Raw genomic sequence first — 16,293 nt, forward strand, 5'->3', positions numbered from 1 at the left:
TCGTCAGCTCTGCGACCGCCATCTGCATATCCGTGTTTGTTTTATCTATAGTCTGTTCTGCACTAGCAAGACGCTCCTCCACGGATTCTCCTACTTTGTTAACTACAACCCCGTAGATTTTCCCGGTATACTCTTCCGTCCTGTAGAACTCGGTGTAGTTCTCATACTCTCCCAGCGCCTGCCCCCGTTCCGTCACGGTCATTTTCGTGGTCTTAACCGGATCCGTAAACAATTCCCGAAGTTTCTCCGGCGTTGTTCCAGCAACCAGCACCTGCAGACCGCCACCAAGCTCTGTGACTTTTTGAATTGCAAGTGTAGTTCCGTCGTTAAATTTTAACTGCATGTTTCTCCTCCTTCCTAATGCACTTATAATTCCCGTCTTCCAACTGCGATCCACGACACTTTAAATTTAGATCCGGCTAATTTTTCATTCCAGCAGCATACTTTCAGCACACACCCTGTTTTTGAGACACGGCCAACCTGAGAAAATATATTAGCTTCCAAGCTGTCGTTGTTGTCTCCATTCGAGACGGTAGCTGTCACATTTGGGATCTCTGCATAAGGCACCGGGAATGTAATATTCTTGATCGCAAAGTAACCATTGGCGTTTGGAACCAGCTCTGTACCGCTTTGGATCAAATTGCTATTTAATTCATCAAACTGCTTCTGCAACTCTGACATATTGCAGAGGAGTTTGAACACCGGACGAACTTCTGTTACGTTAATCCCGTTCAATTCAACCTCGTACAGAGGCATCTCGTGTTTCAGATCCCCATTCCGAATATCTCCAACCACATGCTCAGGCACCGCCGGAGATCCTTTACTCGGAGTCCCCTGAATCACAGAGGTATCAATGCTTTCTATTCCCGTATCAGGTTCTTTAACATATCGTGATACGATAAGGTCTATTCTCTTTTCCCCCTGCATTCCATTCTCGATCGTCAGCTCATCGTTAATATTTTTCTGTATTACTGCGTGCCTTCCCTGCATGCAGATGCTTCCGTCTTTTATGTCGATACGATTGTTCGTCACGATCTGGGCTTCTAATCTGCTGCCCACGTCAAGAACATAATCCTCGCTTCCAACAATCCCCTGTTGAAAGTCCCCCACTTTATATGGGGTAACATGTGGAGTGCCTCTATGACCTGTTACTATCTCCATCTTTTAATCTCCTTTCAGCTTATAATCAATTCGTTCTTTCCCGTTGCTGATCTTCAAAATCTTCTGTATCACCGGTTTTGCAACATGAAGGCCGGTTATATGGTCTCTTCCGGATACGATATCTCCAAGCTCTAAATCTGCTTTTTCGATATCCATATCAAATTCTTTATAATCGGCAAGTTCTTTCAAGCGCTTCTTCCCGCCCTCTTCAAGATCCGCAGCATCCGCAGACGAGTAGTCATACACATCCGTTCTTTCTTCAAGTCCTTTATAATATTGTACCTTGTCGATACTGCCACCTTTTTGCACATACAAATCAACTCGTATACGCTCTTTCAACTCCCCTTTACCGAGGCAAATAAGATGGTTTATTCCTCGCCGGCAGTCTCTTACAGTCATTTGGATGTTACAGTCCTGGCTATACTCTTCCTCTTCGGAATAATTATTTATTGGAACCGCAGAAACCTCCACGTAGCCTGCCTCTCCAGGGGCACCTTGAATGTACTTAATATCGAGTTTGTAATTAACGGATTCCAATAACGAGGTCAAACCCTCTAACAAAGTTACATACCTGTTAAACTGGTACTTCACTGTAACACCTGTACTCTCTCCCGGCACTACAAACCAAGTCCCGAAGTGTTCTTGTAACAGTTTCCTTACGACTCCATTCAATTCTCCGCTGACGGTCAAATAGTCTTGACCAAGTGGAGGAGATATGATTTTTTTACTCAGCATCCCCCGCCAAGTGTCGCCCATAAACTTTACGGTTTTCGATTTGGTAAGACTTGTGACATCTTTTACAATGCCTCCAAATTCCGTCCCAGGAATAAACACCTGGGACTCATACCACAAAAATTCTTTATTTACTGCCTGTGATTTTTGTACGATCACAAAATCGTTTTCGTCTCCGATAGAGAACTCCGCTTCTTTATAGTTCTTCAAAATACCTAATTCGCAGCCTTTTTCATTTGCCACAATCACGATATACCACCTCTTTCGGGTTCGCTACGCTCCATAAGCAAGATCAAGTCGTGTCCAAAATTACCGTCCCATGTAATATTACTGTTTCCTACTGGAATCCTTGTAAATATAGATGGTTCTTTCTGCCGGTTATTGAACTCATTCACAGTAAAACCATTCAATCTTGTTCTTACAACCGTGTTTTCCCTGGAATCTATCGTCAGGTATTCCCTATCAGACACTACCGTTTTTACTTCGTACGGATTCCCGCCGATCAGGATTCTTGGATTCGTACATGGACCGTATACGATCCACTTAAAATCGCACGCTTGCAGACCATCATTGATAATATTTCCGGTTCCTTTGACAGTTCCCATATAATCATATGGATAGCCATGAGGATAATCGAGATATGGATCATTGACTTTCCCATCTATAGACTTCACGAACTCATATTTTCGCTCCCTAATCCAAACCGGGCGGTCTGTGATCAAGCGCATATAGCACAGATGGAAATTAACCCCCACGCACCAGTCTTTTTTCGTGCTTCCTATCAAGTTACACAATACATACTGGCCATTATAATAGAGTCGCCCTTTTGTGTTTTTAATGACATCCTTCTCGGTCACAGTAAACAGGCGATTGCACGCTTTGATATAAGCCTCTTCATCGTCAGCGAACACATTAAGGACAATAGATAACTCTGCCATTTCCTTTGCGAAGCCAGTTATTCCGCTCCCTTCCGATTCATAGCCCCATTCATAATCCAATAACTCTGATATGTCTCTAGGAACATACGGGGGCTTTGCGAAATCCAGTTTTTCTCCTTCGCTGTTTAAATAGTATAGTTCCACAATTTACCCCCTCTCTGCTGCATACCGCGAATATGCACGTCCCATTTCTCTATCATTTAATTCGATTACAATGTTGTTCAGTTCACTTCTGACAATTTTTTTAATAGCTTCATAATCCGTCAGATCTCTTCCGGAAGAATAGCTTTTATTTTCCTCAGCAGTTAAGATTCTCTCTCCCTTATGGAGTACCGCTCGATAGCCATCATATGGGACATTATCAAGCCCGTTAAAGTGAGATCCCCCTGCTACCCACGAACCAAGTCCGGCAGCTGCTCCTGTCACAGCGGCAGTAATTGTAAGCGTACGCGCACGAGCAGCATTATTAGCAGCCGCATCAATTTCATTCAATGCCTGTATCGTCCCGTCCTTATTTACTTTGATGTTATAAGGAGTTCCATTAATATTAACAATACCTGTTCGCGTTCCATCGGTTGCCGTTTCTACTTCAGACATAGATCCAACCACTTCTCCATTAGCAAGCACTATGTTTCCCGTTTCTTCATCGTATCGCATTTGAGCACTCACAATCTGCATATACGATGCCGATTCACTATCCGCCATTTTCTTGGTCGAATCCGCCATACTTGCCGTATATCCTGCCAATTCATTATTGGTTCTATCATATATCCCCGTAATTTCCCCCGTGTTTTCATCCACACTAACGACTACTTCACTCATAGTGCCGGTCACCTTATCAACCATCCGATAACAACCGCTCTCCGTAATAGAGTTTATACCATCATACCGATTTCTTAATTTCTCCAAATGCTCCTGAGATTTCAAATCCTCCTGCGTAAGAATCTCGCCGTTATATTTATTAATCATATCCAAGATTTTCGGGTTCTTTTCTTTCACAATATTCAGATACTCGTCCCAAAGCTCATTCTGAGAATCTATTTTCTTTTGCCTGTCCGCTTCCAAGTTAGCTATCTGATTATCTAGTTCTTCCTTCTCAGATCCAGTACATTCCGCCGCCTTACTCTTTAACATCTCAATCTGCGTATCGTATGACGCTTTGATTTTTACAATTTCATCATCTCTGATCTTAGACTTCTCTTGCATTAACTTAGACGCGGAACCAACGTCCATTGTTTCAATCCTTGTATTAAACTCATTCTTCGCATAAGCGATTTCTTCCTGTGTGCCACCAAGAGCCTCTAGTTCGATTTGCCTTATACGTGCATATTTTGACTCAATATCGGCAATCTCTTGCTCGTTCAATGCTCGTCCTTCGTTCACAGCATTTTGCTTAATTGCAAGTATTTCTCCCTGCAAGGTTGTTATCTCATTGATCTGATTATCACTCGATGCAGACAAGATCTCTAAAACCTTCTGCTCACTTTCATCAATTACCTGATCGTCTGCTACAAAGAGCTCTTTTAATGCAGCCTGAGACTCTTCTTTCTTGCTCTGAACCGTACTGATTGCCTCGTCACACATCTCGTTCACACGCTGGGTAAACTCATCACTCTCCTGCTGATCTATGACATCATCAAAGCCCAGTTCTCGAAGGAATACGCTGAACTCCTGTAGCTTTTCCGTGGAATTTTCAACAGCCTTCTGAAATTCTGGGCTGAGATCATCACTAAATTCTTCATGCACCAGTCCAAGCTTTTCCAGCTCTTCACGCGACTTTACTTCTACCCCCTGCAACTTCGCAAGCGCCTGTTCCATCAGAGACAGATCTTCTTTCGATTCGATCACACTTCGGTTCATTAGCTGCGAATTTTCGTGAATTGCATACAGACCAGTACCAACAAGCGCTACTCCTGCTGCCACCGGAGCGCAAGCGCCAAGAAGACCGCTGAAACTTCCGATCAGACCGTAAGAGCTTCCTACCGTCCCAGTTGCCTTTGTAACACCGCCTATCACACTGGCAAGCTTTGTATATGTGGTAATCGCACCACCTGTCACCCGCATAACCGGACCAACTGCTGCCAGTACCATCCCCCATTTCACCACATTCTCCTGCTGTTCTTCCGACAATCCAGAGAAAGCGTCTGCTGCATCTGACAGTACATCACTTACTTTTGTTATGACCGGTACAAAAGCAGCACCGAATTTCACACCGGAATTTCTAAGTTCATTCAATGCACCTTTCAGCTGTTCCGCAGGAGTCGCATCCATTTTTTCAAATGCCTCCTGTGTTGCTCCTGCACTGGTATTCATAGCCGCCAACATTTCATTGTATTCCTGACCATTTCCCTTCGCCAGAACCAACGCCGCCGAACCAGCTTCTACAGAGCCAAACATATCTTTCAGAGTCATATCGTTCTGCTCAGCGTACTGGCTCATCATGTTCAGGATGTCTGCTGTAGCTATGCCCTCTTTCTTAAGTTCAGCAAAACCTTTGCCGGTCATTTCCTTTAGAGCCTTATCCGCATCACTTCCGGTCTTTCCAAGCTCAGATAACATCTGTTTCAGATAAGTTCCGGCTTCCGCGGTCGCAATACCATTCTTGGTAAGCTGTGCATAGGATGCTGACAACTCATCCATTCCAAAATTAACAGAATTGGCAATCGGGATAACCTTACCCATGCTCTGACTGAGCTCATCAACCGTAGTTTTACCAAGGTTCTGCGTTGTGATCAGCATGTCAGATATCTTTGTTGCGTCCTCTGCTTTCAAATTATATCCGTTAATAGCAGTAGTCATAATATCTACTGCGGAAGCTCCGGAAGTGAAACCGCCCTTTGCAAGTTTCATGGCGTCTGTTGTAAATTCTACCGCCTTTGTCTGGTCAACACCGGCAGAAATAGCTTGATATACCGCTTCTGAATATTCATCAACCGCAACTTTCGTCTCGTTGGATCCTGCAATCAGGGAATCTTTATAATTATCGAAATCTACGACCGTATCATCCAGTAGTGTACTCACCTTTGCGAAACTACTTTCAAAGTCCACCGCCATCTTAGTTGTTGCAATAGCAGCGCCTGCAAGAGGAACAGTAAGCCCTTTGGTCAATGCGGCACCTGTTCTAGATAATGTTTCTCCAACTTTCGCTGTCTTTGACATTTGCTTGCTGATCTTATCAGCCTCTGATACACCGAGAGCCGCCGCTTTGGACATATCACTTTTAAAGCTTGCAATATCCACTTTCATTTCTGTTAAAAGCGGTGCTAATTTAATGCCTCCTGCCATTTACGCTCCCTCCTTCCTCTTTTGAAACGCATGCACTGCTTCCAGATCTGCACCCGTCTGTTGCAACGTCCATAACTCTTTTAATATCTTTCTTCCTTCCGCAGAAGAATTGTAGCTGTCAATCCAGCTTTCGCGGTTTAACAGCAAAAAATAAGAATAAGGGAGCTGCATGACCTCTTTGAAGCTAAGCCTTGCATACTCACTTATTCTCTTAATAATCGCTGTGTTTAGATTATATGACCTTTCCCAATCTTCCATTGGAAAGTATTTCTCAACAATTGCTTGTCCTACTTCTCCGCCTGGGATTGGGATCCTGAGTTTGGGTTCTGGTCGGCTTCATATCTCATGGCGCTTACTTCTGCGATCAAACGGGAAACCGCTTCAAACGGAAGCTTTTTAATATCGTTCTGAGAAATCTTCACACCTTGCTTATTGTGGTTCAGGAAGAGCTCGGCAGTTTTTAACCGCCTTTCGTGTAAGTTCTCACTGGTCAGGTCTTTTTCCAGTTCATCTACTTTCATCAGCATTTCAAAGCTTGGCTCCAAAATCTCAAGTTTCTTTCCGAAAACCTTCATCTCAATCGAATGATTCATGTATCTATCTAAATCTAACATTTCACGATCTCCCTTCTACTCAGTAAGTGCTGCTGCCTCGTCATCCGTCAACTCTTCTTCAAATTTCGCAAGGAATCCATCCAGTTTCTGAATCGCAGAAATCTCCGCATTGATCGTCAGCTCTTTGGAAGCAAACTCAAGAGCAAAACCACTTCCGCCCTGCCCGATCATGGTAAATCGAATCTTCTTTCCATTCTCTTTTTCATGCACGAACCGGAAGAGCACGGTGGAAATAGATTTTCCTTTCCCTGTAAATAACAGAGTCCGCACTTTCTTTACCTTGTCCGCTTTGTATTCTCCTGTAGACAGCATTTTCAGCTTATCCAGCGCCCAGGATAAGATACCTGTCTTTGCCGTGATTTCCTCTTTTGTGATAAAAGATTTTACAACCTTTTCATACTGGTTAATCACATCGTACTTTGTTGGCTTATAGTCAATGGTGAAACCACCCTGACAATGACCTACATTATGATCCTCTGTCTCAATCACTGAATCCTCTGGAATCTCTTTTCCATCAAACTCGTACATATAGACTTCGCCTGCTCCTAATAAAATTTCATTTTTATCGTGTTTTTCTGTTCCTGGCATTTATATTACCTCCAATTTAAAATATAATATTTGCTTATTTCCCACATTTGCAGATCATCATTAAAAAGTGCACCACCGCCGGAAGACAACTCTGAATGAAAATAGGTATCTTGATACTTTACAAATGCCTGATCTGATTTCATAGCAAGAATCCCTTTCAGCTTCTGGTGTACCTCCATGCACTCACCATAATCCGCTCCTATTACGTTTAGGGTTAATTGACTCTCTTTCACATGATCTGAACTAATATCTGTAAACAAATACACCGCACTCAGTTTGGAAATGTCCGTAGTTAATACAGGGAATAAGCGATCTCTTAACTCTGAAATCTTCTCTTCGATATATTGCTTAATATCTGTTTCCATCATATTAATCACCCAGTATCCTTTCTACAGCTGATTTCTTCTCCAGTTTCGCGTTTTCCAAGAATGGCTGTGGGCGCTGCCCCTGCGTCCAGTGAAATCCCTTATGCTTTCCGGCACGAACCGTATAGCCCCACGGAGTCTTACGCCCATTCCCGTCTTTTGCATAGATACCAGTTCCATTATGCACGTATGGAGCATACTCCTCATTGGAACCGATACGCCCAACGATTTCACTTGCTGTTACCTCTGTTTCACTTACAATGGAAGCTCTTAATATACCAATATCAACCGGGCAGTTCTGCTTTGCCTGTGATTCCACAACTAAACACGCTTTATCCATCTTTTGGGACATATCCATCACCATTTTTAACGTGGCATTTTCCATGCTTCTAATAAACTCCTCATTATCCGGCATTACTCCACCACCTTTAACAAGAGATTCGTTAATCGTCCTTCCGTATTACAGTCTGTAATCTCATATACAGTTCCATTGCGAATCAACCGGTATTCATCCGCTTTTATCTCTTTACAATGAGTAAGACCGGAATGCGTAGACCGCATATATTTTTCAGATGCCACCATGTGCATATCATCCGTCTTGTATACTGCCACTTTGATTTTTTTTACCATATTCCACTCATAACGCGTAGCACCCGAAGGAGTTCGTACTGGGAGCCTATGCTCCAACGTATACTTTTTCATATCCCTGTTAATAGACATTTCATCACCTCGGTAATTTACGATACTTGCGAATAATTCGCCTCACATGATCTGGAAGCGCGTCACTGTAGGTTGTGCTTCCACCAGAGCTCTGAGACTCACTGGAAATCCCCTCTGCGCCATCTCGATTAAACCGGATCAGCACCAGCTCCTTTACAGCCGGTGCGATTTCTTCCGGTAAATCATTTGTAGATGCGTAATTGAGATAGCTTTTGATATCTAACAGAGCATCATCTATCAAATCGTCCAAAAGATCAATATCCTGTTCCGACATTCCGGGACGAAGCAATATGCTTTTTAATACCTTGTCCTTCAATCACGTCACCTACTTTCTTTCTAAGCTCCAGCTTTTGTGTGCACTGGGTTATCTGTTGTATTCTTTACGATTACGTTAACCGGATCAACGTCAGCTGCAGTTCCGATTTCATAATAGAGGACAGCACTTGCATCATCTCTGAGAAGCTTCTGACCGTACATGCAGAGACCTCTGATACCATCAGCGAACTTAGACTGCAGTCTCATTGCTTCAATCTCGTCAAGCTGTTTTGCAGATCCAATAGCAGACTTATGATGAGCAACAATCTGATTTGCCGGAAGCTCTTCAGAACACATTACCTGCATGCCATTGATTTTCTGTCCTTCGACGACACCATTTGCGAGAACTGTCGGATTCGCTGTGAATCTCTTATCTTTGGATAATAGTCCAAGATATGCTGCATTTACAGTTACATACCGGTCAGTCTTAGGAACTTTCTTCTCAGAAAGCATCGTTCCAAGATCTACAATGTAGTCATAAGCATTTGCCGGAGTTACTTTCTTTTTAGAGCCTGCAGCACCGATTTTCAGTTTTGTACCTGTTGTTAGCGCAACGAAGAAATCTTTGTCATACTGCTCTGCAAGTACAGCAGAATGCTCCTGTGTAGTCGCTGTCATAACGTCAGCTTTCAGCTGCACTTTATCAACATCGTCAAGAGCAAAAGCAAAGTACTTTTTCTTGTCGAATGTCATTTCTACTGGTGTTGTCTCGATTTCTGCCCAATCTACTGTGCCGGAGTAATCTTTCAAAGAGCCTGCTGCAACACGGTTAAAAGTTACCGTTTTACCATTTACATTAGATGGTTTTGTACACATCACATCAGCGATGGATACAGAATGAAAATTGTGGAGAAGTGCACCTTCCCATAACGTTGGTTTAAAATTATCTACTGCCATAAGTTATACCTCTTTCTACTATTTTTTTATTTAGATTCTAATGCTGCGAACTGTGCAGCCACTTCTTCGGCTGTCATGGTGTCCGCATTGTTAACAAGTGTCTCAAATGTTGGTACATTATTTCTTCCTTCTGGATTCGCCGGTGTTCTGCCTGATACCGTCGCACCGAACAGATCTTTGTAGGACTCTTTTAGCCCTTTCATCTGCTCATCCAGTCCCGATACAGTTCCGTCTTCTGCCACAATCAGCTTTTCACGATCAAACTTTCCGGAAAGAAGGTCCGCATGCTTTGCGTTATTATCTGCAAGTACCTTACTGATAGCTGCATCAATACGCATTCCCTTGATTTCCTTATCGTGATCTGCTTTAAGTTGCTTAATTGTAGCTTCGTGATCCTTGATGGCCTTTTGCAGAGTTTCATTGTCTGCATTTCCCTTTTTCAGTTCCCCGATGGTCTTATTAGCTGCGTCCAGCTCTTTTACCTTACCGTTGTACTGTTCTTTCGGAATAATATGCTTGGAAGCTTCCTCGTTAATCTTCTTCATGGTAGCTTCCACATCAAGCTTTCCATCGTCTCCGTAAACTGCATTTGCTAAAATTTTCTGTAACCAATCCATAATTACTTACCTCCATAGATTTTATATACTGGCTCTCCCAGTCTTGGGATGTACCGTTGTTCTTTATACCCTGCAACCCATAAAAAAGGGTAGAAAAATAGCACCCTCTCGGATGCTTGTATGCTCGTAACCCTGAGCTGGGAGATATCTGGATCACCGCCTTTCTACTGATAGCCACTTACCATCAAAATAAACTGCATCACCGATCTTGGCTGTCTGGTCATTGATTCTCGCCCCTTTCAGCTTTGAGTTTCCATAATTATGCTTAAAAATATGCATAAGAATACCCACCTACCGAAGTAAGTGGGTAAAATACTATAATGTATTCACAGTCGGCTCATATCTTCCTGCCTCGTTCTGAAACATCAATATTCCATCATTTTCACCATTATTATAAACAAAAACCGTTATTTCATTTATCTCATTATTGTTTAAAAGAGTTTCTTTGGTAACTAAAAATTGTGAAATTATATTATATGTCGCATCCTTGCTTTCTTGTAACTCCATATGTATTGACATATTTCTTCCACCATCATCTGAATCCACGATATATTGAACGTCTAACTCGGGCAACTCCTGTTCAATTTCCGAAATCATATCTGCATATATAGTTAAACTTTCTTCCTGTTCTTTTAATAGTTCTGCCTCTTCTTCTGGTGACATCTCATTTTCTTCGTCTGCATCATTATCTTCCTGAACATCTTCCACTACTTCTTCACTATTGTCTGCCGACTCTAGTTTCTGCGCTTTAGGTTTTGCACACCCAGTAAGCAACCCACAACACATCATAGCTATTAATAGCATGCTTACAATCTTTCTCATACTTTTTTTCCTCCTATCCCCTACATTAGCAACCTAATTAAATTATATCGGTTTAGGGAAAAAAAGGCAAGAAAATACCACCGGTCGTTATGACTGGTGGCTACTACTCATTTTTATACTTAATCCCTTTATTACATTCTTTTTCTTCCGACTCCCATAAAATATCTTTTGGTATTCCGTCTGGAAAAGCTTTGCACCTCATGATATTATCCTTTTTATCCTCCGTAAAATTATCACACATCATGCATTTAGGTAATGTAAGTTTATGACCTCCTCCAAGGAAGGATGTATTTTTTAATAAGTTTTCCTGCTTCATCTGGTATTTTCTCTCCATTTCTATATCGAACAAATGCTTCTGCTAAACTCTCTGCGCCATCCCGCGTCCTATCCGCATAGCCGGATACTCCATACACAAAGGCTCTTCTGAGTTCTTCCCTTACTTGCAAATAGTCTTCCTCTGTAATGCAATCCTGAAAAGGTATAATGTGCGCTATCTCATGGGCTATATAATCTTCAAAATTTTTCCCCGCCATTATTTTTTCATTATACAGCTTTTCCATGCGATGTTCAACTTTTTCGTAATTTACATCATAATTAAAAAGCAATGAATATCTCAACATACCAGTATCATCTACATAGCCGCCACTTCCAAATATATCTCGCTTTCCCATGTGTGCTCCTTCTATCCCGTCTATGTAAATAATATATTCTTTTTCAAGCTTTCTTATTGCACCATTAATCGTGTTCTTTATTTCTCGACTCATTCCAGACAATTCATATACTTGATCTGGTATAGATAATTTCATCAAGCCTCCAAGTTGTCCATATTTATTCTCATACTCCGCAATCACCTTTTCATTTGTAACCGGAATAATCGTACATCTGCAGTTCGCATGAAAAGGAACTGCCGGACATTTATCAATCGGATATATCTTTCCGTGATAGCTCCCACAGGTTTTACACGTTCTTTCATCCAGTGCCGCCCATATCTGAATATACCTTACTCCCGCATCTTTATATCTTTGCAAAGTCGCATCATTCAGGTAGTGCATACTCTCGGTACGCACAAGCCTGTGGCACTCGTTAAAGCCCTGCCCCATTCGATTATGTAACGCAATAGCAATCTCTGTTACAGTCTTTCCCTGTTGCAAGCCGGTAAGAAGCACATCATTCAGACTAACTGCAAGTTTCTTCTGATTCTTCCAAAGCCTTCCGGAAAAGTTATCGCCACGCCACGGAGTCTCCATCATCTTTTCCATCAGCTTCTTATTCGGCATCGAGAAATCGTTATCTCCCATGCCTTTTGCAGTCTTTTCATAGACATTCTGGAACCCTTGCTGCATATTTTTCTTTGCGAACTCTTCTGTAGTGCGCCCAAGCTCTTCGATGATATTTTCATACTTCTTATTCAGCTCCGCGAGCCTGTTCTGCTTATACATTTCAGACAGAGAAAGAACTCCATCCTTGCTGTACTTCTCAGCCAGTCGATAGAGCTCATCCTTTACACTTTCACTTGCTTCAATGTAAAATTGCAGCAGTTCCTTATTTTTCTCCTCTATGGAATTGTAAACCTTCCATGTTTCCGAAGCTATGCGCTTTTCCCAGTATTCACTATTCTTCGCCATCTCCATCATCCCTTGCCGACGGTGCTATGTCCCATGCTGGTCCTTCTGCTTCTCTCTGTTCTTCCAGTGCCTTCAGCTCTTCTTCCACATCTGAAACGAATGGATGATGAGCAATGATAGTCTTGTCTGACACAGTGCCTTTTGAGTTTGTGCAATTCTGGATCTGCTCCGCTTGATTAACCGCCATGTCTCGGTTAAATACTAACTCCACCTCAATATTCTCGAAACTTCCCTTGCCAGTAATCCGCAGATACTCATCCACAAAGTACAGAAGTGTTTCAAAAGCAATCTTGAATTCTGCTTCCATCAGGTTGCACTTCAAGTCTAATCCGGAATACATGAACTTCAAAGCCACGCCGGATGGTGCCGCACCGAATTTATCTAAGTCTTTATTTACCGACTGCCCATCTTCGGTCAGATCGCGTTTCAACTGTTCGTAATGTTCTCTTAACGCCGTGATATCCATCTGAGGAGTAATCGTATCCACTCCACCCTCTTCCGGATCGTCAATAGGGATTGCTCTATCTTCGTTGATCTGCTTCATGAACTCGGCTAGATCCTGTCCTCCGTATCCTTTAAGTACAAAGATCAAGTTCTTTACTTCTTCCACATAGTTAGCAGCTTCACTCCTGCTTAGGTCATACCCATCAAGCAGAGTTTTCACAAACTGGATATCCGGAGCTTCGATCTGATTATTTTTGAACGGAATAAAAGGAACCTTGTTCCACACATTCCACTCTTCCCCATTCCGATAATGTGCTACCGGACCGTTCTGATCCATGCTCTGATCCATATCGTAGATAAGCATTTTCTCTTCCAACCGATAATATGAAACACTATCTGCAGTCCACACTTCTACATTCGTAATCTCTTTTTCACGATTGTACTGCCAAACAGTAGTTGAATAGACTCTGATCATAGCCTCTAGCTCTTCATGATTCTTATCTTTCCACACCGGGATACACTGCTCGGCAGGAATCACCATTGTTCTCAGCTCGCCGCCCGGATCTATATACACATGCAGCCATGCAATTCCTTTGTTGGATGCTTCATATCCTAACCGGGACAACTGATACTGGAAATGTTTTCCAAGAATGTCCTTGAGCAGATCAACATACCGATCGCCGTTTCCATTATCCTCCGGCTTAAATGTAACTGGCTTCGTGAGCAGATATGCCACCTTCTCGTCCACTTGATTCTTATAAGTCGCATGTGCAAGCTTATTGTTTGCCTTCCAAGTTTCCTCTTGGTTATATCCATTCACCTTTTTCATGATTTTTCTTTGTTTGATATCATTATCAACTCTGTAATACTGTTCTCCAGTCAGCATCATCTTCCGCTGATCGGAACGCATGAACTTATCTATCAGATACACAATTCTACTATCGTTCAACTCATTGCTCTCTGTTGCTGCAGCCATCCCAGCTTTCACCCCTTTTCGTATCTTGCTAAATATCTCTCTTATTTTCACTTCATCACCTCTTCCGGAAGGAACTAAGTCCTCCACCTTTCAGGTCTGCCACCTCATAATCATCCAACGCATACCAGATTGCAGATAATGTATGAGGGTCTATATTGAATTCATCCTCTATGATCTCATCATCTTTATCTACTGCAAATGTCAAGTCTTGCAGCTCATCAATCGTATTAGGGCACGCATCTGAACAAATAATCTTTCGGAAACGTTTCACTTTCTTGGTGTACATTCCTCGGCTTCCCTGGAATTTCTTACATGCCTTCATCCGGAAGCCCGATTGCTTATAATATTTAATCGCCTTAGGCTCTGCACAATCCGCTTTAATCAAAACGTTTTTCCAGTCTTTTAAATCTTCTGCGATCTCAGGATCTGTTTTATTCCTGCTATAATACTCTCGGTATATGTACAGTATCTTCTCATCGTGATCCACTACCAAGCGAAGAGCGGCGTTATAGGATGTAACAAAACCAAAGTCCATTCCGTTCTTTTCAAGCGGTGTCTTGATCGCTTTTATCTCTTTTTCTACCTGTTCTGCAGGTTCTATTACAAACTGGGGGAACACAAGGGTTCCGTTTACTCCGAATCGTCCTTTACGGGCAACACGATACAGATCGGGATCGTGAGTCTGCAAATCGTCTAATTGTTCAACATATGAATCTGGTACAAAATAATTATCATCAACTGTGCTATGGTGATAGTACGTGTTTCCAATTACCAGTATTCGCTCTCTATACAACTTCTCATCATCAAGGACAAATACCTGATTCTTTTTATCTTGGAAGAAATACTTGTAACACCAATTACTTTTGTTAACTGGGTTGGTCGAAAGAATAATATGATTGCTCAGTGTTGGGTGTCTCAAACGTCCAAGAATTTCTTTAAATCCTGCATATTTAACTTCCGAACATTCTTCAATCCATACAATAGACACGCCATTTAATGACTTTAACTTTGCAGGCTTGTCCATTCCCTTGAAAATAATTCGGCTTCCGTTCTTAAACCGAACCTGCATAGGAGAACTGGTAAACATCATATAGTCCGATACACCCATCGCTTCAGCAACTTCTTGTAGAAGGTCATAACAGGAATCTCTGATTGTATCAAAGACCTCTCGGACAACCAACGCTTTTCGTTTCTCTTCAAGTAATTTTTTAATCAGTTTTACAGCTACATGATAGCTTTTAGAACTGCCATATCCACCGACCAGAAAATAAAATTTACAGTTCCAATCATCTATAAAATCATAAAAATGATCATTCAAAGAAAACTCTATATTTTTACACTCCACGTTTATCGCTCGCCTTTACAAATGTGATCTGAATTGGTTTATCATCATCTTTTTCAATTTTAGATCGCAAAGCATCAATCCTTGCCTTCTGTTCCTTCGTTGCCAGCTTCCAATTCTTATGAAGCAGCTCCTCATATCGATTGATCATTCCTTCCAACGTCTTCTGTGCTCTTGCCTGAGCCGACAGAAAAGAAGCCTGCTTATCCCAGGCTTGCTGCACTTCCCACTTCTCAGAAAAGGTGTCTCCGGAACTCTCGCCGACTTTTTCGATTGTCTTATCATCCCGGTCTTCCACATACATGATCTGCTGTGCCCGGATAATAGCAGCATAGGCAATCTGGATCTGATCCCAGAGGATATCCAGCGGATCCTGTGGCATCTCTTGAATAATTGAAACGGTCTCTTCTGGAAGATACTTCGAAAAAAAACCGTACTTTTCTGCATTCTTATTCCTTTTCGGCGCGCCGTGACCGACTGCATTTTTGTTGCCTGGCTGACCGCCATGTTTTCGTTTAGTAACGTTACTATTCGGATTGGTAACGTTACTATTCCATCTATCTTGGTTTTTCCACTTGCGGACTTGTGTTTCTGACACTTCCAATTCCGCAGCTATATCTTTTAATTTCTTATTTCCGCCTGAGTCAATCCATATCTGATATGCCTGATCTCGCTTCGGACTTCTTGCTCTCGGCATCTCACCACCTTCCAATCCATTTATTTTATATTACTGGATACAGCAGGACTTGAACCTGCGACCGCCCGGTTATGAGCCGGATGCTCTCACCAACTAAGCTATGTATCCATATTTTTGCATGAGAAAAGCACCCCGGAGGGTGCCTCTTTATCATT

The 16,293-nt window shown here is 42.2% G+C and carries 20 protein-coding genes and 1 tRNA gene; all 21 read right to left on the reverse strand.

The window, feature by feature from the left end; genetic code table 11:
• The coding region (locus tag C0979_RS11545; RefSeq protein ID WP_101696137.1) for a hypothetical protein at positions 1–343 on the reverse strand (343 nt) is incomplete at its 3' end.
• Positions 344–366: 23 nt separating this feature from the next.
• A complete protein-coding gene (locus tag C0979_RS11550) occupies positions 367–1,161 on the reverse strand; it encodes an H-type lectin domain-containing protein (RefSeq protein ID WP_101696138.1) in 795 nt (264 codons plus the stop codon).
• A 3-nt stretch (positions 1,162–1,164) separates the two neighbouring features.
• Positions 1,165–2,136, reverse strand: a complete 972-nt coding sequence (locus C0979_RS11555; RefSeq protein ID WP_242962704.1) for a siphovirus ReqiPepy6 Gp37-like family protein — start codon at positions 2,134–2,136, stop codon at positions 1,165–1,167.
• Positions 2,137–2,138: 2 nt separating this feature from the next.
• Positions 2,139–2,975, reverse strand: coding sequence for a hypothetical protein (locus tag C0979_RS11560; RefSeq protein ID WP_101696140.1), 837 nt, complete (start codon positions 2,973–2,975; stop codon positions 2,139–2,141).
• A 3-nt stretch (positions 2,976–2,978) separates the two neighbouring features.
• The gene (locus C0979_RS11565; RefSeq protein WP_101696141.1) at positions 2,979–6,116 is read right to left on the reverse strand and encodes a phage tail tape measure protein; all 3,138 of its coding nucleotides are present in this window, start codon (positions 6,114–6,116) and stop codon (positions 2,979–2,981) included.
• Entirely contained in the window at positions 6,117–6,374 is a 258-nt protein-coding gene (locus tag C0979_RS11570) for a hypothetical protein (RefSeq protein ID WP_242962705.1), read from the reverse strand.
• Positions 6,375–6,403: 29 nt separating this feature from the next.
• Positions 6,404–6,730 (reverse strand): hypothetical protein, encoded by a 327-nt coding sequence (locus C0979_RS11575; RefSeq protein WP_101696143.1) that lies wholly within the window; start codon positions 6,728–6,730, stop codon positions 6,404–6,406.
• A gap of 15 nt (positions 6,731–6,745) precedes the next feature.
• The gene (locus tag C0979_RS11580) at positions 6,746–7,318 is read right to left on the reverse strand and encodes a hypothetical protein (RefSeq protein WP_101696144.1); all 573 of its coding nucleotides are present in this window, start codon (positions 7,316–7,318) and stop codon (positions 6,746–6,748) included.
• 5 nt (positions 7,319–7,323) lie between these two features.
• Positions 7,324–7,686, reverse strand: coding sequence for a hypothetical protein (locus C0979_RS11585; protein ID WP_101696145.1), 363 nt, complete (start codon positions 7,684–7,686; stop codon positions 7,324–7,326).
• A 1-nt stretch (position 7,687) separates the two neighbouring features.
• Positions 7,688–8,098 (reverse strand): HK97-gp10 family putative phage morphogenesis protein, encoded by a 411-nt coding sequence (locus C0979_RS11590; RefSeq protein WP_101696146.1) that lies wholly within the window; start codon positions 8,096–8,098, stop codon positions 7,688–7,690.
• Positions 8,098–8,313 carry a hypothetical protein gene (locus tag C0979_RS11595; protein WP_242962706.1) on the reverse strand — a complete coding sequence of 72 codons (216 nt, stop codon included), beginning with the start codon at positions 8,311–8,313 and terminating at the stop codon, positions 8,098–8,100. Before C0979_RS11595 ends, C0979_RS11590 begins: the two co-directional genes overlap by 1 nt.
• 94 nt (positions 8,314–8,407) lie before the next feature.
• Complete coding sequence (locus C0979_RS11600) at positions 8,408–8,719, reverse strand: phage head-tail connector protein (RefSeq protein ID WP_101696148.1); 312 nt, start codon at positions 8,717–8,719, stop codon at positions 8,408–8,410.
• Between the two features lie 20 nt (positions 8,720–8,739).
• Positions 8,740–9,615 (reverse strand): phage major capsid protein, encoded by an 876-nt coding sequence (locus C0979_RS11605; protein WP_101696149.1) that lies wholly within the window; start codon positions 9,613–9,615, stop codon positions 8,740–8,742.
• Between the two features lie 26 nt (positions 9,616–9,641).
• Positions 9,642–10,232 carry a phage scaffolding protein gene (locus C0979_RS11610; protein ID WP_101696150.1) on the reverse strand — a complete coding sequence of 197 codons (591 nt, stop codon included), beginning with the start codon at positions 10,230–10,232 and terminating at the stop codon, positions 9,642–9,644.
• Positions 10,233–10,385: 153 nt separating this feature from the next.
• Entirely contained in the window at positions 10,386–10,511 is a 126-nt protein-coding gene (locus C0979_RS12230) for a hypothetical protein (RefSeq protein WP_278336535.1), read from the reverse strand.
• Positions 10,512–10,547: 36 nt separating this feature from the next.
• Positions 10,548–11,054, reverse strand: a complete 507-nt coding sequence (locus C0979_RS11615) for a putative periplasmic lipoprotein (RefSeq protein WP_101696151.1) — start codon at positions 11,052–11,054, stop codon at positions 10,548–10,550.
• A gap of 263 nt (positions 11,055–11,317) precedes the next feature.
• A complete protein-coding gene (locus C0979_RS12190; protein ID WP_242962707.1) occupies positions 11,318–12,679 on the reverse strand; it encodes a minor capsid protein in 1,362 nt (453 codons plus the stop codon).
• Positions 12,666–14,150 carry a phage portal protein gene (locus C0979_RS11625; RefSeq protein WP_101696152.1) on the reverse strand — a complete coding sequence of 495 codons (1,485 nt, stop codon included), beginning with the start codon at positions 14,148–14,150 and terminating at the stop codon, positions 12,666–12,668. The genes C0979_RS12190 and C0979_RS11625 overlap by 14 nt, the downstream gene beginning before the upstream one ends.
• Positions 14,151–14,154: 4 nt before the next feature.
• A complete protein-coding gene (locus C0979_RS11630) occupies positions 14,155–15,444 on the reverse strand; it encodes a PBSX family phage terminase large subunit (RefSeq protein WP_101696153.1) in 1,290 nt (429 codons plus the stop codon).
• Positions 15,434–16,138, reverse strand: a complete 705-nt coding sequence (terS, locus tag C0979_RS11635) for a phage terminase small subunit (protein ID WP_101696154.1) — start codon at positions 16,136–16,138, stop codon at positions 15,434–15,436. The genes C0979_RS11630 and terS overlap by 11 nt, the downstream gene beginning before the upstream one ends.
• Positions 16,139–16,172: 34 nt before the next feature.
• Positions 16,173–16,246: transfer RNA gene (locus C0979_RS11640), tRNA-Met, on the reverse strand.
• Positions 16,247–16,293: the final 47 nt, after the last annotated feature.

The organism is Dorea phocaeensis, from assembly GCF_900240315.1.
Lineage (GTDB): Bacteria > Bacillota > Clostridia > Lachnospirales > Lachnospiraceae > Dorea_B > Dorea_B phocaeensis.

Excerpts from the sequence above, each read along its gene's own strand:
- C0979_RS11585 (WP_101696145.1), bottom strand. The coding sequence starts at position 7,686 with ATGATGGAAACAGATATTAAGCAATATATCGAAGAGAAGATTTCAGAG.
- C0979_RS12230 (WP_278336535.1), bottom strand. The coding sequence starts at position 10,511 with ATGCATATTTTTAAGCATAATTATGGAAACTCAAAGCTGAAAGGGGCG.
- C0979_RS11580 (WP_101696144.1), bottom strand. The coding sequence starts at position 7,318 with ATGCCAGGAACAGAAAAACACGATAAAAATGAAATTTTATTAGGAGCA.
- C0979_RS11575 (WP_101696143.1), bottom strand. The coding sequence starts at position 6,730 with ATGTTAGATTTAGATAGATACATGAATCATTCGATTGAGATGAAGGTT.
- C0979_RS11615 (WP_101696151.1), bottom strand. The coding sequence starts at position 11,054 with ATGAGAAAGATTGTAAGCATGCTATTAATAGCTATGATGTGTTGTGGG.
- C0979_RS11595 (WP_242962706.1), bottom strand. The coding sequence starts at position 8,313 with ATGGTAAAAAAAATCAAAGTGGCAGTATACAAGACGGATGATATGCAC.
- C0979_RS11590 (WP_101696146.1), bottom strand. The coding sequence starts at position 8,098 with ATGCCGGATAATGAGGAGTTTATTAGAAGCATGGAAAATGCCACGTTA.
- C0979_RS12190 (WP_242962707.1), bottom strand. The coding sequence starts at position 12,679 with ATGGCGAAGAATAGTGAATACTGGGAAAAGCGCATAGCTTCGGAAACA.
- C0979_RS11610 (WP_101696150.1), bottom strand. The coding sequence starts at position 10,232 with ATGGATTGGTTACAGAAAATTTTAGCAAATGCAGTTTACGGAGACGAT.
- C0979_RS11565 (WP_101696141.1), bottom strand. The coding sequence starts at position 6,116 with ATGGCAGGAGGCATTAAATTAGCACCGCTTTTAACAGAAATGAAAGTG.
- C0979_RS11570 (WP_242962705.1), bottom strand. The coding sequence starts at position 6,374 with ATGGAAGATTGGGAAAGGTCATATAATCTAAACACAGCGATTATTAAG.
- C0979_RS11605 (WP_101696149.1), bottom strand. The coding sequence starts at position 9,615 with ATGGCAGTAGATAATTTTAAACCAACGTTATGGGAAGGTGCACTTCTC.
- C0979_RS11550 (WP_101696138.1), bottom strand. The coding sequence starts at position 1,161 with ATGGAGATAGTAACAGGTCATAGAGGCACTCCACATGTTACCCCATAT.
- terS (WP_101696154.1), bottom strand. The coding sequence starts at position 16,138 with ATGCCGAGAGCAAGAAGTCCGAAGCGAGATCAGGCATATCAGATATGG.